This window comes from Pseudomonas sp. PS02302, from assembly GCF_029959585.1.
Classification (GTDB): Bacteria; Pseudomonadota; Gammaproteobacteria; order Pseudomonadales; family Pseudomonadaceae; genus Chryseomonas; species Chryseomonas aestiva.
In genome coordinates, this window is the sequence record NZ_JASCON010000004.1 from 36,632 (window position 1) to 59,040 (window position 22,409).

Genomic DNA, 22,409 nt, shown 5'->3' on the forward strand with positions numbered 1-22,409 from the left:
TCCGGCAACCCGAAGTGTGATCCGGAAAGCTTTGGTAACCCCTCTGGTAGGCCAGAGCGTGCGCCAGGCGGCAGTTCACCGGTGCGATGGCGAACCTATCCGGGTATCGTGCATTCTTTTTCCTTTCTGGCGGTTCGGCTGGGCCGAATCTTTCATCCTTTGTGACCAAGGTTGATCCATGCAGCGTAGACACCTGCTCAAAGCGTCCCTGGCCCTGGCGGCCTACACCGGCATTCCCTCCACCGGGCTGTTCGCCCTCCAGGCCTTCGCCAATCCGGCCAATGGCGATGGCCAGGCCTTCGATTTCGACTGGCTCAAGCAGCACGCCAAGGAACTGGCCGGCCAGGCCTACCAGCCTACCGCTCAGAAACTGCCCGATACCCTGGCGAACATGACGCCCCAGCAGTTCAATGCCATCGGCTACGATGCCCAGCATTCGCTCTGGCACGACCTCAAGGGCCAGCTGGACGTGCAGTTCTTCCACGTCGGCATGGGCTTCAAGACGCCGGTACGGATGTATTCGGTGGACTCCAAGACCAACGAGGCCAAGGAAGTCCACTTCCGCCCCGAGTTGTTCAACTACAACGACAGCGGCGTCGACAAGAGCCAGCTCAAGGGCGACCTGGGCTTTGCCGGCTTCAAGCTGTTCAAGGCGCCGCACCTGGCCCAGTACGACATCGTCTCCTTCCTCGGCGCCAGCTACTTCCGCGCCGTGGACAAGACCCGCCAGTACGGCCTCTCGGCCCGCGGCCTGGCCATCGACACCTATGCCGATCGGCCTGAGGAGTTCCCCGACTTCACCAAGTTCTGGTTCGTCACCCCGAACAAGAACAGCACCCGCTTCGTGGTCTATGCGCTGCTGGATTCGCCCAGCGCCACCGGGGCCTATCGCTTCGACATCGACTGCCTGAACGACCGCGTGGTGATGGACGTGGACGCCAACGTCAACGCCCGCCGCGACATCAAGCAGCTGGGCATCGCGCCCATGACCAGCATGTTCGGCTGCGGCACCCACGAGCGCCAGACCTGCAACACCTACCACCCGCAGATCCATGACTCCGACCGCCTGGCCATGTGGAAGGGCAACGGCGAGTGGATCTGCCGTCCGCTGAACAATCCGCCCAAGCTGCAGTTCAACGCCTTCAAGGACGACAGCCCCAAGGGCTTCGGCCTGGTGCAGACCGATCACGAATTCGAAAGCTACCAGGACGTCATGGTCCGCTACGACCGCCGGCCGAGTCTGTGGGTGGAGCCCACCTCCGCCTGGGGCGAGGGTGCCATCCAGCTGCTGGAGATCCCCACCACCGGCGAGACCCTGGACAACATCGTGGCCTTCTGGGCACCGGCCGAGACCATCACCGCCGGCAAGTCGCTGCACTATGGCTACAAGCTGCACTGGAGTGCGCTGCCGCCGGTGAGCACGCCGCTGGCGCGGGTTAATGCCACCCGTTCCGGGATCGGCGGCTTCCCCGAGGGCTGGGCGCCCGGTGAGCACTGGCCCAAGGTCTGGGCGCGGCGCTTCGCCATCGATTTCAACGGCGGCGGTCTGTCGTTCCTGCCCGAGGGTACCGGCATCGAGCCGGTGGTGACCGTCACCGACGGCAAGGTGCAGGATTTCCACGTGCTCAAGATCGACGAGATCGGCGGCTACCGGGTGATCTTCGACTGGTACCCCACCAGCGACAAGGCCGAACCGGTGCAGATGCGCGCCTTCATCCGCACCCAGGACCGCGCCCTGAGCGAAACCTGGCTGTACCAGTACTTCCCCCCGGCCGCCGACCAGCGCCGTTATCCGGACTGGAAGCAGTCCTAAGCGACGGCTGGGAAAAAGCCGCTGTGCCTCTCCGGCGCAGCGGCTTTTTTGTATCCGGAGCAAGGGCGCAAAGGCTGACGGGTCGCGGTGATCAGTCGGCCAGCACCACCTGGTTGCGCCCCGCGCGCTTGGCCCGATAGAGCGCCGCATCGGCCAGGCCGTAGGCGAGCTCGAAGTCGGTGCCCGGCTGATTGAGGCTGAGGCCGAAGCTGGCCGTCACCGGCGCCGTACCGGTCGCCTCCCGGGCGATGCGCAGGCGCAGGCGTTCGGTCATGGCCAGGGCCTCGTCCCGCCCCAGGGTCGGCAGCAGCACGGTGAATTCCTCCCCACCCACCCGCCCGACGATGGCCGGCGCCTGGACCAGCTCCTGCAGGCAGCGGGCGATGGCCTGGATCACCCGATCGCCGGCGGGATGGCCGAAGTCGTCGTTGATGCGTTTGAAGTGATCGATGTCCAGCACGATCATGGCGCCGCCCCGCTGTCGCAGCGCCTGGCCGGCCTGGTCGATCACCGCGCCGCGATTGAGCATCCCGGTGAGGGCGTCGTGGGTGGCGCGGTATTCCAGCTGCTGGCTGAGGGTCTGCAACTGCTGGTTGAGGATGTTCATCTCGCGTTCGGCGCGATCGCTGCGGGCGATCAGCCGGCGGGTCTCGCGCATCAGGCGTTCGAAATGCAGCGTCAGGTCGCCCAGGGCGGCTCGGTAGCCCTCGGCATCGGCGGCGTCGGCCACATAGAGGGCGCGCGCCGCCTGCAGCACCCCGGCTTCCTGTTCGAACAGGTCGGGACCCGCTTCGACCGGGCTGCAGCGCCTGACGCTGGCGGTCATGCCGGCAGCTCGGGATGCTCGACGAACGTCAGCGCCTGGAAGTCCAGTCGCAACTCTTCGCCGAATTCCTGGATGGTCTCGTCCTCGGCATCGTAGTACCAGTGCAGCTCCACCTGGTTGCCGGCCTGGGCCGCCTGGTCCAGCGCGTCGAACAGGGTGAACAGCATCTTGGTGCTGGAGCTGTTGAAGTAGGCCAGGGCTACGTGCACCCGGATGCTGGCGTCCTGGCGCTGATCGAGATAGGCCCGCAGCGACTCGATCACCGGCAGGTAGAAGGCCGCGGCGTTTTCCGGAAAGGATTCGCCCTTGAGCCAGAGTTCGTCCTCGGCGAAACGGAAGTCCACCTCCGGAGAGGTGGCGGTGGGCGCGATGAACACGGTGTCCATACGAGGTCGGAGTCCCTGTCAAATGATGGCTTTCAGGCAGAACAGGGTGGTGCCCGGCGTCTGCGTGGAGGGATGGAAGGCGAATTCCAGGGGGGCGCTGGCATCGCGCGCCATGGTCAGGAAGCCGAGGCCGGCGCCCTTGCTGTCGGCCGGGGTCTCGGCGCGCAGGGATTCGCGATAGGCCTGCTTGATCTGTTCCAGGGACATGCTGCACAGCGGTTCAAGCCGTGCGCGCAGGGCGTCGACCTTGTCGCTGGCGATGGGATTGGCACAGAGCATCTGGTAGTTGCCGTCCTGGCGGGTGATACAGACCGAACCCTGACCCAGCTTGGCGTCCGCCAGGGCGTCCGGGGGCAGGGCATCGGCGGAATAGTGCAGGACGTTCTGTGACAGTTCGATGAAGGAGGAAAACAGCTTGCGCCGGGTGGCGCTGCTGATCCCTTCGAATTCCAGTTGCAGCTTCACCACCTCGGCCATGGCGGCGACGATGCCATGGGAGAAATAGCCGCGGTGATAGAAGATCACGTGCTGCTGCTGGGCAATTTCGAGAAAGGCGCCGTTCGTGGGAAAGGAAGCGGTCATGTCGGTCAGGCCACGCGGATGCAGAGAAAGGTGAGGTCATCGCGACGCAGTTCGTCGCCCTGCCAGCGGGCGAGGTCCGCGCTGAGCTGTGCGCAGAAGGCCGCGGTGGGCGCCGTGCGCGCCTCGCTCAGCCGGACCAGGGCGCGGCGCTTGCCGAAGGAGGTGCGCCGCGGACCGCCGATCTGGTCGATCAGGCCATCGGTGGTGGCGAACAGCAGGCTGCCCGGTTGCAGCGGCAGGGTGGTGGCCGGCCAGCACTGGTCGAGCGGGCTGTCGGCGTAGCCGATGCCCAGGCGCAGCGGCGCCAGGGTCAGGACCTCCGCGGCGTCGGGCGCCAGGAGGTGGAGGGGCACGCGGGCGCCGGCGTAGGTCAGGCTGTGGCTGTGTCTATCTACCCAGAAACAGGCCAGGTCCAGGCCGTCGTTGGATTCGGAGATGCCGCCGGACTGCCCCAGCATCGCCTTGACGCTGCCGTTGATCGCCGCCAGCAGCGCCGAGGGATCGCGCGGTCCCAGCTGTTGCAGAGCCTGGGTCAGGGACGCCGAGGCGATCAGGGTCATGAAGGCGCCGGGCACGCCGTGGCCGGTGCAGTCGGCGATGGCGCCGAACCAGCCGTCCTCGTGCTGGGCGAAGTGATAGAAGTCGCCGCCGACCACGTCGCGCGGCTGCCAGACCAGGGTGGCGTCCTGCTCCATCACCGCCAGGGCCTCGCGCGAGCTGCGCAGCATGGCGCGCTGGATGACGCTGGCGTATTCGATGCTGTGCATGATTTGGCGATTCTTCTCGGCCTGCAGGTCCGCGACCATGCGCATCAGCTGCACGCCCAGGCCGAGTCCGACGAAGCGACCTTCGCGGGTGACGATGAAGCCGTCGGCCAGGGCCTTTTCGCCCACCTCGACGGTGCGCCGGGTCAGCTCCTCGATGGACAGGGCGGCGTCCACCACCAGCGGCTCCTTGTCCATGAAGGCGATGCAGCTCTTGCGATCGTAGACTTCGCGGTGATACGGCTTGCTCATCTGCGAGAGAAAGATGTCACGGTTGATCAGCCCGATCGGACGGTCGTGCTCGATCACCGCGAGACTGGTGATCTCGCGGCGTGCGTTGAACAGGTCCATGACCATGGCATTGGTGTGCTCGGCCTCGACCGCGGGCCACTGGGTGCAGAGGTCGAGGGCGCAGCCCTGGCTGGGACGGGAGGAGGTACGCGGGGAGGGCAGGGGAGCGGACGACATCGTTACGAATCCGTTCTCGGAAGGTCGATGCAGCCTAGGGGCTCCGTATTGAGCTTTGATGACAGAGGATGGCCAGGCGCCAGCACGGAGTGGCGCCCGGTCAGGGGGACGGCGTCAGCCGGTCAGGATGCCCAGGGCGGCGCGGGTGAATGGCGCGGGCGGCACGGCGTTGAGCACAGCACCCTGTAGCTGCAGACCGCTGTGGGCGAAGTGGCGCTGGGTCGCCTCGATTTCCTTGGCGGTGTTGCAACCGTAGCGCGACACCAGCAGGCAGGTGCCGGCCTGGGCGGCCAGCAGCACGGCATCGGTCACCGCCAGCACCGGCGGGGTGTCGAGGATGACCAACTCGTAGTCCTGCTGCAGACCGCGCAGCAGTTCGGTACAGCGCGCACTCATCAGCAATTCGGCCGGATTCGGCGGACGGATGCCTCCCACCAGGCAGTCCAGGCCGGGTATCGCCGAGGGCTGGATCGCCTGCTCGGGCGTCGCCAGCCCCGCCAGCACCTCGGCCAGACCCGGACGACGAGCCAGTTGCAGGCGCCGGTGCAGGCGCCCGCGCCGCAGGTCGGCATCCACCAGCAGCACCCGCATTCCGCCTTCGGCCAATACCCGCGCCAGTTGCACGGCCACCGACGACTTGCCGGCGGCAGGGCTGGCACTGGTGATCAGCAGCAGGTCGTTGCGCGCCTCGGTGCGGGCGAAGGCCAGGCTGGTCCGCAGGATCCGCAGGGCTTCCTGGTAGCCGCTGTCGAGCGAGGTCTGCAGCGGCCCGCCGACCTGGCGACTCGGCGCCAGCGGCAGTTGCGCCAGCACCGGCAGGCCGAGGTCTTCCAGGCCCTCGGCGTCTTCGATACCGCGCTCGAGACTGGCGCGCAGATAGACCCAGGCGGCGCCGGCCAGGCAGCCGAAGAGCAGGGCGCTGAGGATCAGCAGGGGCTTCTTGGGATAGACCGGGGCGATCTGGGTGTAGGCGCTGTCGATGATGCGCACATCGCTCACCGTGCCGGCGCGCACCACCGACAATTCCTGGATGCGCTTGCTGATCAGCGCATAGACCTTGTCCGCCGCCTCTACGTCGCGCTGCAGGCGCAGCACCTCCTGCTGGGTCTGCGGCAACTTGGCCAGGCGCTGCTGCAGGGCCTGACGCTCGCCGTTGAGCACCTGGCGGCGCGCCAGCAAGCCCTGGTAGAGCGGATGGGTGGGAGTGAAGCGCAGGGCCAGGCCCAGGCGCTCCATTTCCAGCGCCGATAGCTGGGCGTCGAGCTCCACCGCCTGGCTCAGCAGGCTGCGTCCCTCCGCGCCGATGGCGATGGAACCCCGTTGCCGCTGGTAGCGGTCCAGGGCCTGGCGACCTGCAGTCAGGCGCTGGTTCACCTGCGGCAGTTCCTGGCGCAGGAAGGCCAGCTGCTGAGTGGATTCATCGGCGTTGCGGGTCACGTCCTGGCGCACATAGGCCTCGGTGATGCCGCGCAGGATGCGTTGCGCCCTGAGCGGATCGGTGTCCTGCAGCTGGATCGAGAGGATGCCCGAGCGCTTGCCGCGCTCGCTGACCATGAGTCGTTCCTGCAGCGCCTGGATGGTCACGCCCCGACGCTGCTTGACCAGGATGAATTCGGTGCCCGGATAGGCGTGCAGCTGGGCGATGTCCAGGCGCAGCTCGCCGGCGCTGGCCGGCTCGCCCAGCCGACCCTCCAGCAGCCGCTTGCCCTGGGCATCGCTCAGCAGGAAGCGATCCGGGGCCTCGGCGGTGAGGGTGAGTGGCTGGCCATAGAGGGCATCGGGCACGCTCAGGCTGGCGATGGTCAGCTGCTCGCCGCCCCAGCCGAACTGCTTGAGGCCGAACAGCGGCGGGGCGACGGCCCCACCGGCTCGCTCGTGACGCCGGGCCAGCCAGTCGCCCAGCAGCGGCAGGCGCCGCGGGGTGACGCTCAGGTCCAGGCCCTCGGCGTCCACGACCTCGCCGACCACCCGCCGCGAGGTGAGCAGCTGCATTTCGGTGATGGCTTCCGGCGGTGGCATGGGCCGGCCATTGTCGGATTCGTCCAGACGCACGATGCCGCGCTGGTATTCGATCTGCACCGTCGCCACCGCCTGATAGCGCGGCGCGGCCAGCTGGGTATAGGCCACGCCCAGCAGGGTGCAGAGGGCGATGCAGACGAGCAGGCTGCGGCGATGGCGCCAGAGTGCGGCGCAGTAGCGGGCGAAGCCGATGTCCGCCGCCTGGGTGGCAGCGGGTAGCGAGTGATGCGACTGGTCCATGCAGGAGCGGGCCTTGGGCAGGTACGGAGGAGGACAGCCGTCGCGGCCGCGCGCTGTCGAGGAGACACCGCGCGGCGAACCGGGGGCGAAACCGTCACGCCAGGCAGGGCACAGCTTGGAACACCAGGCGCTGGATCAGGTATCCGCACCTTGTCGGCTGGAGTGCTGCGTCGACTCTAAGCGAAAGCAAAAGCCAAAAATGTGACACTCCATGCAGAACGTGACAGATGCCCGCTTGGCAGTCTCAAGGTGCTAAGGCAGTCTTCTTCGCGACCTGTCGTGTCTCCGGACGACAAGCCCTGGCTCGCGCCGGGTTTTCCGGAGCCGCTGGTGCCCTGCCGAGGCTGGCGGGCGCACCCGGGTATCAGATGCAAACGCCGCTGCCTCCCGGCAACGGCGTGTTCCTGACGGCTTCTTGAATGTAGTCAGCGGTTGAAGCCCGGTTACCCGCCCATGCGCCGCTTGGCCTGCGTGGGCGGTCTTGCACCGGCTGTACCAGGCCTGCGGAAGATGGCGCCTGGTTCTTCACTGCCCTGGACGGCGTTCTCGACTGCATGGCTGTCAGGAGACAGGACAATGAGCGTGGTATCTGACGTTACCCATCCCGGGGTCCGGGTGGGGCGGTGGCCGTTCTGGCTGGGCGGTCTGGCAGTCGGCCTGCTGTTGCTGCTGGCCCTGCTGTGGCGCCTGCCGGATTTCCGCGACGGCACCGGGGCGCAGAATCTCGAAGCCAGCTATCACGTCCTGCTCAGCCTCAATGCCCTGGACGAGTCCGGCGTGGCCCGGCACTGGTGGTTGCCCACGGTGACCCTAGGTGGCAGTCACGACAAGCAGGTGTCCTGGGGCGCGACCATTCCCACCCACAGCGGCGACTATGTCTACACCAGCTTCAGCAGCTACGGCTTCCTCGCGCCCTATTTCGGTCTCAAGGCCGCGGGTCTGACGCCTTCGCTGCACAGCCTCGCGCTGTTCAACGCCGCCCTTGGCGCCCTGACCGCGCTATTGCTGTTTCGCCTGCTCTACCTGGTGCTGCGCAGCCATGGCGCCACCCGCGTCCTGGCCGCCACGAGCGCGGTGCTGGGCTGCCTGATCGCGATCTTCAGCCGCGAGGCGCTGCTCTCCCAGGGCCTGCTCTACTGGGTGCAGAGTTTCTACCAGGTGCTGCTGCTGGCCAGTCTGCTGACCTTCTTCCACTACCTGCGGGCGCCGGCTGGCCAGCGCAATCGCCTGGGCTGGCTGCTGGCCGGCCTGGTCTGCTTCGGCGCCCTGACCGAATGGACCGGCTACGTCTTTGGCGGTGGACTGGTCGCGCTGTTCTGGCTGCAGCACCGGCACCTGCCGGAAGGCCGGCGGATGGCCTGGCGCCTGGCCTTCGCCACGGCGCTGGCCGGCCTGCTGGTGCTGTTGCACTACAGCCTGGCGGCGGGTCTGTTGCCGACGCTCAAGGCCTTTGCCCGACGCTTTCTCGCCCGCAGCCCGAACAATGCCCACCTGACCGACTTCTTCACCGGCTACGGGCTGTCCTTCGGTCTGTTCCTGGCCGCGGTGGCCATCGCCATGGGGGTGCTGCTCTGGAAGCGCAAGTCTCTGAACTGGCCGCGCAGCACCGCGCTGCTGCTGGTCGCCGCCAGCGTGCCGCTGCTGGAGAATCTGCTGCTGCTGCAGCACGCCACCCAATTTTCCTTCGATCGCCTCAAGTTCATCTTTCCCGCCGCGCTGCTGCTCGGCCTGGCCTTCCTGGCGCTGAAGACCCCAGGGCGTGCGGTGCTCGCCGTGGTGCTGGTGGCCGCAGCCCTGCAGAACGGCCAGACCTATCGCCAGGACCTCGCCGGCTATGCCGGCTGGGGCGCCATCGACCGGCAGAACCAGGCGCTGGTGAGCCTGGTGAAAGGCCAGGTCGCGCTGGATTGCACCCTCATCGCCACCGACATGACGGTGCGCGGCTACGCCAACCTGCTGTTCCACCGCAGCATCCACGAATTGCAGCGTCAGCCGCTGGACTACCACGGCGAGCCGGGCGCCTGCGGCGGGCTCTATCTGGAAGGCCGGGATTTCCGCGTCGACCTGCCCGAATACACCCGCGCCCGCCTGAATCTGGCGGATGGCCGTCAACTGACCTACGCCAAGGTCGAGGGTGACTGGCGCCTGCAATGAACGCCCTATCCATGAACACGCTGCGAGGAAACCGGGAATGCCGGGTACGCTGATCAATCGACTGAGTTTTCTGGCCCTGGGTGGCCTGATGGTCCTGCAGTTCGGCGTCTTCGAACAGAGCCCGACCAACCCGGTGGGCATCCGCTACGTGGGTGAACTGTACCTGGCGATCTGCCTGGGCTTCTTCGCGCTCTTCACCCTGAGCACCTGGCATCGGCCGCAGCGCGACTACCGGCTGCTGATGGGCTTCTGCCTGTTTTCCACGGTGATGTTCGTCGGCCTGCCAGCCGTGTTCGCCCAGCTGTTCTGGGGGCAGCCGCTGGTCTACGGCCTCATCGAGGAGCGGCGAGTGCTCTACTGCTTCAGCGCCTTCCTGGTCCTGTACCTGGCCAAGCGGCTGAATGCCGTGCAGTTCGAGAATCTGATCATCCTGGTCGGGTTGCTCTCGGCGCTGCTGTGCTGGCTGTCCTACTTCAAGATGCTGCCGGACCTGCGCGACGAGGTGAAGGACCTCAGCCGCCCCGGACGGGCCTCCACGGGAGCGGGCGCCATCTTCTTCGGCTATTTCATCTGCATCTACTTCGCCGGTCGCGGGCGTTCCTTCATCGACGGCCAGTTGCGGCCCAAGCTGAGGCACGGCCTGCTGGCGCTGTTCTTTCTGGCGACCATCGTGGTGGTGTTGCAGACCCGCCAGCTGATCGTGGTCTGCCTGGTATTCACCATCCTCGCCCTGCGCGCGCGCCTGATCGGACCGGCGCTGTTCGGCGCCATCATCATCGCGCCGCTGATCCTCTATCCGCATCTCCTGGAAACCCTCGGCTTCAACCTGGATTTCTATGCGCGCTCGGTGCAGGAAGGCCCCACCGACAATGTCCGGGAAAACACCATTTCCCAGATCATCAACCATTTGCAGCTGTACAACGGCCTGCCCAGCGGCAGCCTCAGCCTGATGTGGAACGACGGCTTCAAGCCGATCTTCGGCGACTACTTCTTTCTCTCCGATGTCGGCATCTTCGGCACCGTGTTCCGCTTCGGCTTCCTGTCGATCCTGGTGATTCCCATCGGCCTGGCGGTCCACTACCTGGTGGCGCGCAAGCTGAGCCGCGACCTGGAATTCACCCTGGCGGTGTTTCTCGCCTTCATGACCATCTGGCCGCTGCAGGGCCTGTTCGAATACCAGGGCACCGCGGCCCTGCTCTTTGTCATGCAGGCGCTGAAGACCTACCACGGCGTGCCCCAGTACGGGGTGGTGAGCCTGCCGGAGCCACCGGGGGCACTGCCGCCCGGTCGCCAGGTCCTGCCGGTCTAGCAGCCGGTCAGGCGTTCGACGCGGCGTTCGCCGGGAAAGAAGAAGGGACGCAGGCGCACGCCCAGGCTGTTGCCGAAAAAGGCGGCCACCAGCCATAGCCAGCCATGCAGGCTGCCCGAGGCGATGCCGCTGAAGTAGGCGCCGATGTTGCAGCCATAGGCCAGCCGCGCACCGTAGCCCAGCAGCAGGCCGCCGAGCACCGCTGCCACCAGCGACCGCGCGGGGATGCGCAGGCTGGGGGCGAAGCGCCCGGCGAGGCCCGCGGCGGCCAGGGCGCCCAGCATGATGCCGAGATTCATCACGCTGGTGACGTCGAACCAGAAGGGCTCGGCCAGCGCCCGCGCATTGGCCGGTTGCTGCCAGAAGGCCCAGCCGGAGACGTCCAGCCCGAGCAGACCGGCACCCTTGGCGCCCCAGAGGGCGAAGGCCGAGGTGACGCCCCAGGGGCGACCGGCCAGGGCCAGGGTGACGAAGTTCAGCACGGCCAGGGCGATGGCGCCCCAGACCAGCGGCCAGTTGCCGCGCAGCAGGCGTGCCGCGCCCTGCTGTTCACCGGGTACCGTGGCTTCCAGTCTGCCGTGGCGACGGCGTTCCAGCACCACCGAGATCCAGGCGATCAGGGCGAAGGCCGCCAGGCTGACCAGGATGCCGGGCAGCACGCCCAGGCTGGTCACCAGGGAGGTGGGCGGCAGGCTGGGCAGGGCGAACCACCAGCCCAGGTGGTGGGTGGCGATCAGCGAACCTATGACGAAGAACAGCAGGGTCACCAGCATCCGCGCATTGCCGCCGCCGGCGGTGAACAGGGTGCCGGAGGCGCAGCCACCGCCCAGTTGCATGCCGATGCCGAACAGGAAGGCGCCGATCACCACCGAGGTGGACAGTGGCGAGACATTGCCGCGCACCGCCTCGCCGAACAGACTGCCGGCGCCGAGGGCGGGAAAGAACAGCAGCACCGCCAGGGCAAGCATCACCATCTGGGCGCGCAGGCCGGCGCCGCGACGATCGAGGATGAACACCCGCCAGGCCGAGGTGAAGCCGAAGGCGGCGTGGTAGAGGGTCAGGCCCAGGGCGCCGCCGAGCAGCAGCAGCAGGGCCTGACGACCGCCCACGGCCTGGTTGAGAAAGACCATGCCCACGGCCAGCAGGCAGGTCGCCCACAGGGCTGCCCAGGGCAGGCGAGGAGAGGAGAGCGTAGAGGTCTGCTGCATCATGGTTCCGGTAGCTTCGAACTAAAGTCCTACCATTTTAGTGGGACTTATTCGGGAATCCCAGCGGACATCCGCTGCTGGTTGAATGAAAAGGTTACATCGATATAACCAGAAGTTATTGGCCGGGCATTACAGCCATTTGCTCGGCGTTGTGGTCAAAGCGGCCAAAGGAATCTCCCGGAGTTGCCGTGTCCGCTGCTGTCGCCCTGTCCGCTTCCGCTTTGCCCACCCTGTCGCGGTTGCGCGGCTGGACTGCCGTCGTTGCTGCGCTGGTCCTGGCCGGTTGCAGCCTGACACCTAGCTCCCAGGGGCCCACGCGTTCGACGGCCGAGGTGCGCGCCGAGTTGCTGCGGCTGTTGCCCGCCAGCGTGGCGGATCGCCAAGGCTGGGCCAGCGACATCCAGACCGCCTTCAGCGCCCAGGGTCTCGAGCCCTCGACGGCCAACCTCTGCGCTGTACTGGCGGTGGCGGAACAGGAATCCACCTACCAGGTCGATCCGCCGGTGCCGGGGCTGGGGCGGATCGCCAGGGAGGAGATCGATAGACGCGCAGCGCGGGCCTATGTCCCCCAGCTGCTGGTGCGCACCGCGCTCGACCTCAAGTCGCCCAGCGGCAAGACCTACGCCCAGCGCCTGGACAGTGCCCGTACCGAGCGCGAGCTGAGTCTGATCTTCGAGGACTTCATCGCCATGGTGCCCCTGGGTGGCCAGCTGTTCGGGCGCTTCAATCCGGTACGCACCGGCGGCCCCATGCAGGTCAGCATCGACTTCGCCGAGGCCCATGCCCGTGGCTATCCCTATGCTCGCGACGGGTCCATCCGCCACGAGGTGTTCAGCCGCCGGGGTGGTCTCTATTTCGGCACCGCGCACCTGCTGGGCTATCCGGCGGACTATTCCACGCCGCTGTATCGCTTCGCCGATTTCAACGCCGGCTGGTACGCCAGTCGCAATGCCGCCTTCCAGAGCGCGGTAAGCCGGGCCACGGGGCTGAAGCTGGCGCTGGATGGCGATCTGGTGGTGCCCGGCTCGCGGACCCAGGGCGAGACCGAGCGGGCAGTGAATCGCCTGGCGCCGGCCCTGGGCATGAGCGACATCGCCATCCGCCATGTCCTGGAAGCGGGCGAATCCGCGGACTTCGCCAAGACCGATCTCTATGCCAAGGTCTATGCCCTGGCCGAGCGCAAGGCCGGTCGCAGCCTGCCGCGCGCCATCCTGCCGGGCATCACCCTGGAAAGCCCCAAGATCACCCGGACCCTGACCACCGCCTGGTTCGCCCAGCGGGTGGAGGAACGTTGGCAGCGTTGCCGGGGCCGTGCCTCGCGCTGAGCGGGCAGGGGGCCGAACGGCGTTTTCCAGGCGATGAGGGTCGGGGCGAACTATGGCAATTGGCCAGACTATTCGCCTACCATGGGGAGATGAAGCGGCCTCGCGCCGTGCGGTTCTGGTGTAGTCCCTAGAGGTCCAGATGACCGATATCCCCGGCTCCCGGTTGACGCTTATCGTCGACCAGCCCACCCCCACGGCGCGCCATCGGCTGCCGCCCCGCGAACAGGCCAAGGCCCTGCGCCTGCTGCGCACCCTGGGCCTCGAAGCCGATACCCCGCCGGAACTGGTGCTGGCCTGGCTGGAGCGCCGCGATGGCGGCTGCTCGCTGCCGGAAGCGGCGCGCCAGATCGGCCTGGGCAACTGGCTGGGGATCACCACCAGCCTGGCCGATCTCACCCAGAATCTGGCGCGCTTCGAAGCGGCCTACGCCCTGGACAGCGTGCTCGACTCCCTGAACGTCCTGGTCGAGCAGTCGCCGCCCGAGTCCCGCTAGCCGCTAGAGTCCGGCCCCGCGGATGTTGACGTAGAGGCTATAGAGCGAGTGGGAGCCGGCCATGAACAGCCGGTTGCCTTCCGGGCCGCCAAAGCACAGGTTGGGGCAGCGTTCCGGCAGGTGGATGTGGCCCAGCGCCTTGCCGCTGGGATCGAAGACCCGCACGCCGTCGAGGGCTTCGGGCTTGGCCGCCGGGGCGCCACTGCTACCCCAGCCGCACCAGAGATTGCCCGCCACGTCGCACTTGATGCCATCCAGCGCGCCGTATTCCAGCGCCTCGATGTGCTTGCGGCGCTCACCCAGGCTGCCGTCGTCCTTGACCGTATAGGCCCACACCAGGCGATTGGGCTTGGCGCGGCCCTCGACCACATAGAGCAGCTTCTCGTCCGGCGAGAAGGCCAGGCCGTTGGGGCCGTTGAGATCGCCGATCACCCGGGTCACCGCCAGGCTCTCGCCGTCGATGCGATAGACCGCATCGGGCTGCTCGGTCTTGACCCGATGGCCCTCATAGTCGCTGTTGGCCTGGAACGGCGGATCGCTGAACCAGATGGAGCCGTCACCCTTGACCACCACGTCGTTGGGCGAGTTGAACGGCTTGCCTTCGAAGCGATCGGCTAGCACCGTGAGGCGCCCGTCGTGCTCGGTGCGGGTGACTCGCCGACCGAGACCGTGGGTGGTCGAGCCTTCGCAGGCGATCAACCGGCCCTGGCGGTCGCGGGTCAGGCCGTTGGCGAAATTCGACTGGGCGCGATAGGTGTCCAGCCGGCCACTGACCTCATCCCAGCGCACGATGCGGTTGTTGGGGATGTCGCTCATCAGCAGGTAGTTGCCATCGCCGATCCAGACCGGGCCCTCGGCCCAGCGCAGACCGGTGGCGAGGCGCTCGACACTGGCGTTGAACAGCCGCAATTCCAGGAAGCGGTCGTCGAGGATCTCGATCAGCGGATCGGGATAGCGTTGGCTCAGGGGTTCGGCGGCGCGGGCGAGACCCGGCAGCGCGAAGGCCGCGCTGCAGATGAGGCTGCCCTGGAGCAGCCGGCGACGCGACAACGGCCGGGCGAGTCCCGGGGAAGAGTCAGGCATGGTGCAGGTCCTTGATTGTTATTGTTCAGACGAGGCTATGCGGATCGGCCTGCGGCGGCAGGCTAATCGTCTGACATCATATGTCTTGTGGTGAGGTGCGCCAACCCGAGATCAGCGCTACTCGGCGTCCAGGACCAGGCAGGTGCGGGCACGGCCCTGGCGCTTGGCCTGATAGAGGCGGCGATCGGCTTCGTGGAGGAAGCCTTCGAGGTCATTGGCGACGCCACTGAAGACCCCGGCGCTGAACGACAGTGGCGGGGCCCCCGGGGCATAGGTCTGGGCGTGGCAGTAGCGCCGCAGCAGGTCCAGCGCCTGCAGCAACTGCTCCGGGGGCAGGCGGCTGACCAGGGCGAATTCCTCGCCGCCGAGGCGGCCGGTCAGGTCCTGGGGCAGGGTGCGGGCCAGCGCCTGGGCGAAGACCACCAGGGCACTATCACCGCTGGCATGGCCGTGCTCGTCGTTGATGCGCTTGAAGTGATCCAGGTCGAGCATGGCCACGCTCAGCGAGTGACCTTCGCGTTCGGCCTGGCGAAACCACTCCTGGGCCTGGTCCTGGAAGGCGCGGCGATTGCGCAGTCCGGTGAGGGAATCGTACTGGGCGGCATGGGTGAGGGCGCGCATGAGGTCCCGGCGTTCCAGGGTCGAGACCACCCGGCAGTTGAGTTCCTCGGGACAGAAGGGCTTGCGCAGGAAGTCGTCGGCGCCCTGCTTGATGAACTTGGCGCTGAGCGAGCCCTTTTCGTCGGCCGACAGGCCGATGATGCTGAGGTCGTGGCGGCGCAGCTTCTGCCGCAGCAACTGCACCAGCTCGAAGCCGCTGATGCCGGGCATGCTGTGGTCCACCACCAGCAGGTCGATGTCCGGCTGCTCCTGCAGCAGGCGCAGGGCCTCGTTGCCGTCGCAGGCGTCCAGCAGCTGGTAGCGGTGGGGCGTCAGCACGTGGCGGATGTAGTTGCGGGTGGCGTCGGAGTCTTCGGCGATGAGGATCTTGACGGCGGTATTGCTGTCCAGCCGGCGCAGCAGCCGGAAGGCGAATTCGTAGGAGTACTGGCTTTCCTTGAGCACATAGTCGACCACGCCCTTGGTCAGCAGGTCGTCGCGCCGGCGCTCGTCGTAGGAGCCGCTGAGGACGATGCAGGGCAGGCGGTAGCGCAGCACCAGGTCGACGCTTTCGCCATTGGGCGCATCAGGCAGATTGAGATCCACCAGGGCGGCAAAGAACAGATTGGCCGAGGTTTCCAGCATCAGCTCGGCTTCGGCCAGGGTGGCGCAGAACACCGGCTCGAAGTCGCGCTGCTGACGAAAGAGGTGCGCCAGAATCTTGAGGACCATGGGGCTGTCTTCGATGACCAGGATGGAGCGCACCGGTAACTCCTGCAGGACAAGGATCGGCCGAGAGCGGGTCTGGCGTCAGATGAAACGATGATTCGCCTAGGCATATCGGCCAGAGGCCCGGCGACTTGAATGGTCGCCGAGCCTTTCCGTTTCAGCTGTCCTGCAGGCTTTCCAGCGGGCGTTGCCGGGGCAGGCACAGGGCATCGTTGCGGGGCAAAGGACGACTCAGCAGGTTGCCCTGTACCTTGTCCACCTGCAAGGCCTTGAGGGTTTCCAATTCGGCGCGGGTTTCCACGCCCTCGGCGATCACCTCCTTGCGTGTCTCGCGGGCGAAGGCAATGATCGCCGACGCCAGCGCCCGGCGTTCGGCGTCGCTGTCGATGTCACGGACCAGACTCATGTCCAGCTTGATCATGTCCGGTCGCAGCCGGAGGATGTGCCTCAGGCTCGAATAGCCGGCGCCGGCATCGTCGATGGCCAGGCGCACGCCCTGGGCCCGTAGCGGTTGCAGCTGGGCATGGAGGGCGTCGTAGTCGTCGACCTCGGCGTGCTCGGTGATTTCCAGCACCAGCCGGCCCGGCGGATTGCCAGCCAGCAGCGCGGGCAGGCGGCCGGCCAGGATGGTCTGCGGTGAACAGTTCATGGTCAGGTAGGTATCGTCCGGCAGGCTCTGCAGCCCCTGCAGGGCGAAGCGCATGGCGCTTTCTTCGAGTTCGTCGCCGAGGCCGACCGCCGTGGCCTCGGAAAACCACAGATCCGGGCTGCGCTGCGGTGGGCAATGGAAACGCGACAGGGATTCCCAGCCGGCGATGCGCAGATCCGCCAGATGATAGATCGGCTGATAGACGATGCTCGGTTGGTGGGCGGCCACCGCGCCCTGGATGCGCTCGCGCATCTCCACCTGGCCGCGGCGACTGGAGACGTCCAGGCTGAGACGATCGGCCACCAGCTCGGCGAAGGTCCGCACCAGTTCCAGGTCCCGGGGACTCAGGGTCGGATCGGGTTGGTACTTGAAGCAGCAGAAGGTGCCATAGAGCTCGCCATCGCTGAGTCGCACGGGCACGCTCAGGTGCGCGCCGATGGGCACGGCGCGGGTTTCCGGGATCAAGCGGGTGGCGCCGACGGCCCGGGTATCGGGGATGAGCTCGGGCAGATGGCCGGTGACCACCTGCTGACAATAGCCCTGGCTGAGTGGCAGGGCATCGCCGGCCTTGATCGGCGCATCGGGCACGGCATCGACATTGCGAAAGACCCGGTCCTGCTGGCGAAATTCGGCCAGGAAGGCCACGTCCATGTCCAGATGGGTACGCAGCGCGTGCAGTACCTTGTCGATACAGCCTTGACTGCTCAGGTTGCCGGTATCCAGTCCGACCACGTCCAACAACTCGGTACCTGACTCCCTCATGTCCTCACTCCGGAGAAACTACGACCTGAACCAGTGTAGAGCCTGGAATGAATTTGTCAGTCTAATAACCTCATCCGTTCGGCTTAACCCTGTTCGGCGTACCAGGCCTCGAAGGCGGGCAGGGCCATGGGGCGGGCCAGCAGATAGCCCTGGACCTCGTCGCAGCCGGCTTCCTGCAGGAAGGCCAGCACGTCCGCTGTCTCTATCCCTTCGGCGACGCTGCGATAACCGAGCTTGCCGATCAGTGTCAGCAGCGCCCTGACCACCTCCTGCTTGCGGGGGTCCTGGGGCAGGTCATGGATCAGCGAGCGGTCGAGCTTGACGCTGGTGACCGGCAATTCGTACAGGTAGGCGAAGTTGCTGTAGCCGCTGCCGAAGTCGTCGATGGCGATCTCCAGGCCCAGCTCGCGCAGCGCGTGCAGCTGGGCGATGGCCTCAGGATTGCGTCTGAGCCATTCGCCCTCGGTGATCTCCACCTCCAGCCGTCGTGGGTCGACGCCCTCGCGCCGGCAGGTCTCGCGCAGCAGCTCGACCAGATCACCCTCGTCGAAATCCCGTGGCGACAGGTTGAGCGACAGGCGCCCCTGGTAGCGATTGTCCCATTGTGCCAGCTGGCTGACGGCGGTGCGGATCACCCAGCGGGTGACGCTGTGGATCAGCGCGGTCTTCTCGATCGCCGGAATGAAGTCGCCGGGAGCGATGGGGCCGAGTTGCGGATGGGTCCAGCGCAACAGCGCTTCGGCGCTGCACAGCCGGCGTCCGGGCAGGGCCAGGCGAGGCTGGAAGGCCAGGCTGAAGTCGCCGCGCTCCAAGGCTTCGGGAATCTGCCGGACCAGCTGGAAGATGCGCTGGAAGGCCTCGTCCTGCGGACGCTCGTAGACGACCCAGTGACGACTGCTCAGCGTCGCCTGATTTACCGCCACCATGGCCTTGCGCAACAGGTCACGGACTTCGCCCGAGTCGAGCAGGAAGGGCACCACACCGGCCTTGACCGGCGGGTCGATGGGAATGCGGTCGGCCTGGACCGGCATCCGCAGCTGGGCGATGAGCGCGTCGAGCAGCGGCGGGTAATCGCAGTCCTCCGGCAGCAGGAAGGCGAATCTCTTGGTGTCCACGTGATAGACCTTGGCCCTGTCCTTCAGGGCATCGCACAGCCGCAGGGCCAGGCTGCGCAGGAAGGTCTCGAAGGGCCACATGCCCTGGGCCAGGATCAGTTGCTCCTTCCAGTGGGTCTCCAGCGGATCCACCAGCACCAGCAGACGCCCCTCGTCGGGCTGGATGTCCGCCAGCCGGGCGACATCGGCCTGGAACTGCTGACGATTGGGCAGGCCGCTGACCGGATCGCGGCGGCGCAGATGCTGGCGCAGGCCGATGAGCCTCATCACCTGGGCGGCGAAATCGTCCAGGCGCTTGCGTTCCGCGGCGGTCAGTTCGCGCGGCTGGCTGTCGAGGATGCAGAGGCTGCCGATGGCGTAGCCGCCTTCGGTCACCAGCGCCGAGCCGGCGTAGAAGCGTACATGGGGTGCGTGGATCACCAGGGGGTTGTGGCTGAAGCGGGTATCGCAGCAGGCATCGTTGATCTCCATCCGGCCATCCTCGGCCTGGATGGTGTGGGCGCAAAAGGCGTCCTCGATGGGCATCTGCGCCAGGTCGAAGCCAACGCGGGCCTTGAACCACTGACGATCACGGTCCACCAGGCTGATCAGCGCGGTCGGCACAGCGAAGCTGCTGGCGACCAGTTCGCAGAGGCGATCGAATTCCTCCGCCGGTGACGAATCGAGCAGCTCCAGGGCGTGCAGGGCGTTGAGGCGGTCATCTTCGTGCTGTAATGGATCGGCCATCGGGCTATCTCGGAAATGTCGACGAGCCTTGCAAGAGCAGCAGGCCCCTCTGCGAGGAACTACCGCCACCCGAGCCGGGCGGGGGCGGCAAAAAAGAGGCAGATCAACTGAGGTATCGGCTAAAAATCGTAAGACTTTAACCCCTTCATCTCGACCGCCAAGCCTGCAAACCTTAACGCGGCTGCACGGCGGTCGCGAGTCCTGGTCGAACAGACATCCTCTGCCGAGTAGCGATCATGACCCTCACCTGCCTGTTCGACATCAACGAGACCGTGCTCGACCTGTCCGCCCTGGACGGCCTGTTCACCGAGCTGTTCGGTGATCCCGGCAGCCGCCTGCTGTGGTTCGCCCAGACCCTGCAGAACGCCATGACCGCCGAGCTCTGTGGCCGGCACGCGCCCTTCGAGGCCCAGGGCCAGGCCGCGCTGGAGATGATCGCTGCACGACTCGGACGAAGGCTTGGCGACGCCGACAAAGAGCGCGTCGCCGACGCCCTCAAACGGCTGCCCGCCCATGCCGATGTCCGCGCGGGCCTCGATTTCGCCCGGGCGCAGGGGGTGCGCTGCATCGCCTTTTCCAACAATGCGCGCGCTGCTACCCAGGCGCAGCTGGCCTACGCCGACCTGAGCGATGCCTTCGCCGGCATCCTCTCGGCCGAGGACGCCGGTGCCAGCAAGCCCGCCACGGCGGCCTATCGCCAGGCCGCCGCCAGCCTGGATCAGCCGGCCGAACAGCTGTGGCTGGTCGCCGTCCATGCCTGGGACATCGCCGGCGCCCAGGCGGCCGGCTGCAAGGGTGCCCTGCTGCAGCGGCAGGCCGAGCAGGTGGCCAACCCCCTGGCGCCGCCCGCGGTGACCGCCGGCACGCTGCAAGAGGCAGTGGCGCGCATTCTGGCGCACGAGGGCCGCAGCTAGCGGCCCGGCGTGCTAACGTCCGCGCCATCACCGGCGGGTGCCGGGTTTTCAAGACAGTGAGAGTCGCTTCCCCATGACGGATACCCTTGCCCGGCTGCGTGCCGGCGAACTGGCCGGGGCCACGCGCCTGACCCTGCGCGCTGACCTGAGCGAATTCCCCGAAGAGATCTATGGCCTGGCCGACAGCCTGGAAATCCTCGACCTGTCGGGCAATCGGCTGACCCGCCTGCCCGCCGACCTGGGCCGGCTGCACCGCTTACGCATTCTCTTCTGCTCGGGCAATCCCTTCACCGAATTGCCCGAGGTGCTCGGCACGCTACCCAACCTGGAAATGATCGGCTTCAAGGCCTGCCAGCTGGAGCGGGTGAGCGCTGCGGCCCTGCCGCCGCGCCTGCGCTGGCTGATCCTCACCGACAACCGCATCGCCGAGCTGCCCGCCGCCCTGGGTGAACGCCCCGCCTTGCAGAAACTGATGCTGGCCGGCAACCAGTTGCAGAGCCTGCCGCCGTCCATGGCCGACCTGCACCAGCTGGAACTGCTGCGGCTGTCGGCGAATCGCTTCGCGGCGCTGCCCCCGGCCATCCTCGACCTGCCGCGGCTGACCTGGTTGGCCTATGGCGACAATCCCCTGGGGGCCGAGCGCGAGCGCGCGGTGCGCACCCAGGCGGCGCGGCAACAACGCATCGCCTGGAGCGACCTGGTGCTGGGCGAGCGGCTGGGGGAGGGCGCCTCCGGCATCATCCACCAGGCGCGCTGGCAGTCGCCCACGGGGCCGCGCGAGGTCGCCGTCAAGCTGTTCAAGGGCAGCATGACCAGCGATGGCACCCCGGAAAGCGAAAGCGCCGCCAGCCTCAGTGCCGGCACCCATCCCTGGCTGATCGGCGCCCTCGGTGATCTGGCCGAGCATCCCGAGCAGCGCAGTGGCCTGGTGCTGGAGCTGGTGGAGCCGGCCTTCGGCAACCTGGCCGGTCCGCCGAGCTTCACCACCTGCAGCCGTGACGTCTATCCGGAAGACACCCGCTTTACCGCCAGCGCCGTGCGCACCATGGCGGGCGGCATGGCCAGCGCCCTGGCGCACCTGCACGGGCATGGCCTGGTCCACGGCGACTTCTATGCCCACAACATCCTCTGGGACGGTGGCGCGCGCTGCCTGCTGGGTGATTTCGGCGGCGCCTCGCTGCTGCCCGAGGACCGGGCGCAGGCCGCGCGGCTGCAACGCTTCGAAAGTCGCGCCTTCGGCATCCTGCTGGAGGAGTGGCTGACGCGTTGCAGCGAGCCCGTGGATCCGGCGCTGGCGGCCCTGGCCGCGCAGTGCCAGCAGCCCGCACTCGATGCGCGCCCGCTGCTGGCCGAGGTGGCGCAGCGGCTGCAGGGCTAGCCCTGGGTCTCGTCCAGGGCCCAGTCCACGGCGGCCAGGGCATGCAGTCGCGTGGTGTCGAACAGCGGCACCGCGCTGTCGCCCTGGTCCACCAGCAGCATGATCTCGGTGCAGCCGAGCACGATGCCCTCGGCGCCCTGGGCGACCAGCTCGGCGATGATCGCGCGATAGGCTGCCCGCGACTCGGGGCGCACCTCGCCACGTACCAGCTCGTCATAGATGATGCGGTGCACGATCTGGCGCGCGGCTTCATCAGGCACCACCACTTCCAGGCCGAAGCGGTTGGTCAGCCGCTCGCGATAGAAGGCCTGCTCCATGGTGAAGGCGGTGCCCAGCAGGCCGATGGTCCGCAGGCCCCGGGCGCGGATCGCCGCACCCGTGGGGTCGGCGATGTGCAGCAGCGGCAAGGTCGTGGCCGCCTCGATCTCCGCCGTCAGGCAGTGCATGGTGTTGGTGCAGAGCACCAGCGCCTCGGCACCACCGGCGGCCAGTTGCCGCGCGTGGTCCTGCAGGCGCTGACCCAGCGCCGTCCAGTCGCCGGCATGCTGCAGCGCGGCGATCTCGGCGAAATCCACCGACAGCAGCAGGCAGGCCGCCGAATGACTGCCACCCAGCCGGCGCCGGACCTCTTCATTGAGGATGCGATAGTAGTGAGCCGAACTCTCCCAGCTCATGCCGCCCAGCAGGCCCAGGGTGCGCATGGTCGTTCTCACGGTGATTGGCGAACGGGCATCTTGGCGTCTGTTCAAGCTGTGCGTGAGGATCAGTAGGCGGGAGATCGAGCAGTACAGTGAGCGTGCGGTAGGGAGAAAGCGCGGGAGACTCTTGAAGCGGTGGGATGACTATCCCGGCGCGATTGGCTCTCT

18 protein-coding genes are annotated in these 22,409 nt (G+C 67.2%); 7 read left to right on the forward strand and 11 right to left on the reverse strand.

From position 1 onward, the window contains the following. The first annotated feature begins 178 nt into the window (after positions 1-178). Entirely contained in the window at positions 179-1,813 is a 1,635-nt protein-coding gene (locus QMX82_RS02485) for a glucan biosynthesis protein D (protein WP_282281094.1), read from the forward strand. A gap of 91 nt (positions 1,814-1,904) precedes the next feature. Here QMX82_RS02485 and QMX82_RS02490 read toward each other — a convergent pair whose 3' ends face one another. The 5 genes from QMX82_RS02490 to QMX82_RS02510 form a co-directional block, all read right to left on the reverse strand. Continuing rightward, entirely contained in the window at positions 1,905-2,639 is a 735-nt protein-coding gene (locus tag QMX82_RS02490) for a GGDEF domain-containing protein (protein ID WP_282281095.1), read from the reverse strand. Next, on the reverse strand, positions 2,636-3,025 hold the full coding sequence (locus QMX82_RS02495) for a DUF1987 domain-containing protein (RefSeq protein ID WP_208694355.1): 390 nt from the start codon (positions 3,023-3,025) through the stop codon (positions 2,636-2,638). The genes QMX82_RS02490 and QMX82_RS02495 overlap by 4 nt, the downstream gene beginning before the upstream one ends. 18 nt (positions 3,026-3,043) lie before the next feature. Beyond that, positions 3,044-3,607 (reverse strand): SiaB family protein kinase, encoded by a 564-nt coding sequence (locus QMX82_RS02500; RefSeq protein ID WP_282281096.1) that lies wholly within the window; start codon positions 3,605-3,607, stop codon positions 3,044-3,046. A 5-nt stretch (positions 3,608-3,612) separates the two neighbouring features. Continuing rightward, the gene (locus QMX82_RS02505; RefSeq protein ID WP_282281097.1) at positions 3,613-4,839 is read right to left on the reverse strand and encodes a SpoIIE family protein phosphatase; all 1,227 of its coding nucleotides are present in this window, start codon (positions 4,837-4,839) and stop codon (positions 3,613-3,615) included. 114 nt (positions 4,840-4,953) lie between these two features. Continuing rightward, on the reverse strand, positions 4,954-7,098 hold the full coding sequence (locus tag QMX82_RS02510; protein WP_208694358.1) for a polysaccharide biosynthesis tyrosine autokinase: 2,145 nt from the start codon (positions 7,096-7,098) through the stop codon (positions 4,954-4,956). A 576-nt stretch (positions 7,099-7,674) separates the two neighbouring features. Here QMX82_RS02510 and QMX82_RS02515 point away from each other — a divergent pair. After that, positions 7,675-9,252: a hypothetical protein gene (locus QMX82_RS02515; RefSeq protein WP_282281098.1), complete on the forward strand. Its 1,578-nt coding sequence runs from the start codon at positions 7,675-7,677 to the stop codon at positions 9,250-9,252. A 37-nt stretch (positions 9,253-9,289) separates the two neighbouring features. Next, the gene (locus QMX82_RS02520; RefSeq protein WP_208694360.1) at positions 9,290-10,561 is read left to right on the forward strand and encodes a hypothetical protein; all 1,272 of its coding nucleotides are present in this window, start codon (positions 9,290-9,292) and stop codon (positions 10,559-10,561) included. Here the strand turns inward: QMX82_RS02520 and QMX82_RS02525 are convergent. Further along, entirely contained in the window at positions 10,558-11,769 is a 1,212-nt protein-coding gene (locus tag QMX82_RS02525; RefSeq protein ID WP_282281099.1) for a YeeE/YedE family protein, read from the reverse strand. The genes QMX82_RS02520 and QMX82_RS02525 overlap by 4 nt on opposite strands. 221 nt (positions 11,770-11,990) lie before the next feature. Between QMX82_RS02525 and QMX82_RS02530 the strand changes: the two genes are divergently transcribed. Further along, entirely contained in the window at positions 11,991-13,094 is a 1,104-nt protein-coding gene (locus QMX82_RS02530) for a DUF1615 domain-containing protein (RefSeq protein WP_282281161.1), read from the forward strand. Between the two features lie 139 nt (positions 13,095-13,233). Continuing rightward, complete coding sequence (locus QMX82_RS02535) at positions 13,234-13,587, forward strand: hypothetical protein (RefSeq protein WP_133859912.1); 354 nt, start codon at positions 13,234-13,236, stop codon at positions 13,585-13,587. A gap of 3 nt (positions 13,588-13,590) precedes the next feature. Here QMX82_RS02535 and QMX82_RS02540 read toward each other — a convergent pair whose 3' ends face one another. The 4 genes from QMX82_RS02540 to QMX82_RS02555 all read right to left on the reverse strand — a co-directional run bounded on the left by QMX82_RS02540 (position 13,591) and on the right by QMX82_RS02555 (position 19,251). Next, positions 13,591-14,670, reverse strand: coding sequence for an SMP-30/gluconolactonase/LRE family protein (locus tag QMX82_RS02540; RefSeq protein WP_208694362.1), 1,080 nt, complete (start codon positions 14,668-14,670; stop codon positions 13,591-13,593). Positions 14,671-14,787: 117 nt separating this feature from the next. Then, a complete protein-coding gene (locus QMX82_RS02545; RefSeq protein ID WP_208694363.1) occupies positions 14,788-16,035 on the reverse strand; it encodes a GGDEF domain-containing response regulator in 1,248 nt (415 codons plus the stop codon). Positions 16,036-16,156: 121 nt separating this feature from the next. After that, positions 16,157-17,410, reverse strand: a complete 1,254-nt coding sequence (locus tag QMX82_RS02550; RefSeq protein WP_282281101.1) for a sensor domain-containing phosphodiesterase — start codon at positions 17,408-17,410, stop codon at positions 16,157-16,159. An 83-nt stretch (positions 17,411-17,493) separates the two neighbouring features. After that, positions 17,494-19,251, reverse strand: a complete 1,758-nt coding sequence (locus QMX82_RS02555) for a putative bifunctional diguanylate cyclase/phosphodiesterase (protein WP_208694365.1) — start codon at positions 19,249-19,251, stop codon at positions 17,494-17,496. Positions 19,252-19,487: 236 nt separating this feature from the next. Between QMX82_RS02555 and QMX82_RS02560 the strand changes: the two genes are divergently transcribed. Continuing rightward, on the forward strand, positions 19,488-20,165 hold the full coding sequence (locus QMX82_RS02560) for a haloacid dehalogenase type II (RefSeq protein ID WP_282281102.1): 678 nt from the start codon (positions 19,488-19,490) through the stop codon (positions 20,163-20,165). A gap of 73 nt (positions 20,166-20,238) precedes the next feature. Beyond that, positions 20,239-21,543: a leucine-rich repeat-containing protein kinase family protein gene (locus QMX82_RS02565; protein ID WP_208694367.1), complete on the forward strand. Its 1,305-nt coding sequence runs from the start codon at positions 20,239-20,241 to the stop codon at positions 21,541-21,543. On the opposite strand, the gene QMX82_RS02570 is transcribed toward QMX82_RS02565, so the two are convergent. Further along, a complete protein-coding gene (locus tag QMX82_RS02570) occupies positions 21,540-22,244 on the reverse strand; it encodes an aspartate/glutamate racemase family protein (protein WP_282281104.1) in 705 nt (234 codons plus the stop codon). The two genes, QMX82_RS02565 and QMX82_RS02570, sit on opposite strands and share 4 nt — an antisense overlap. Positions 22,245-22,409: the final 165 nt, after the last annotated feature.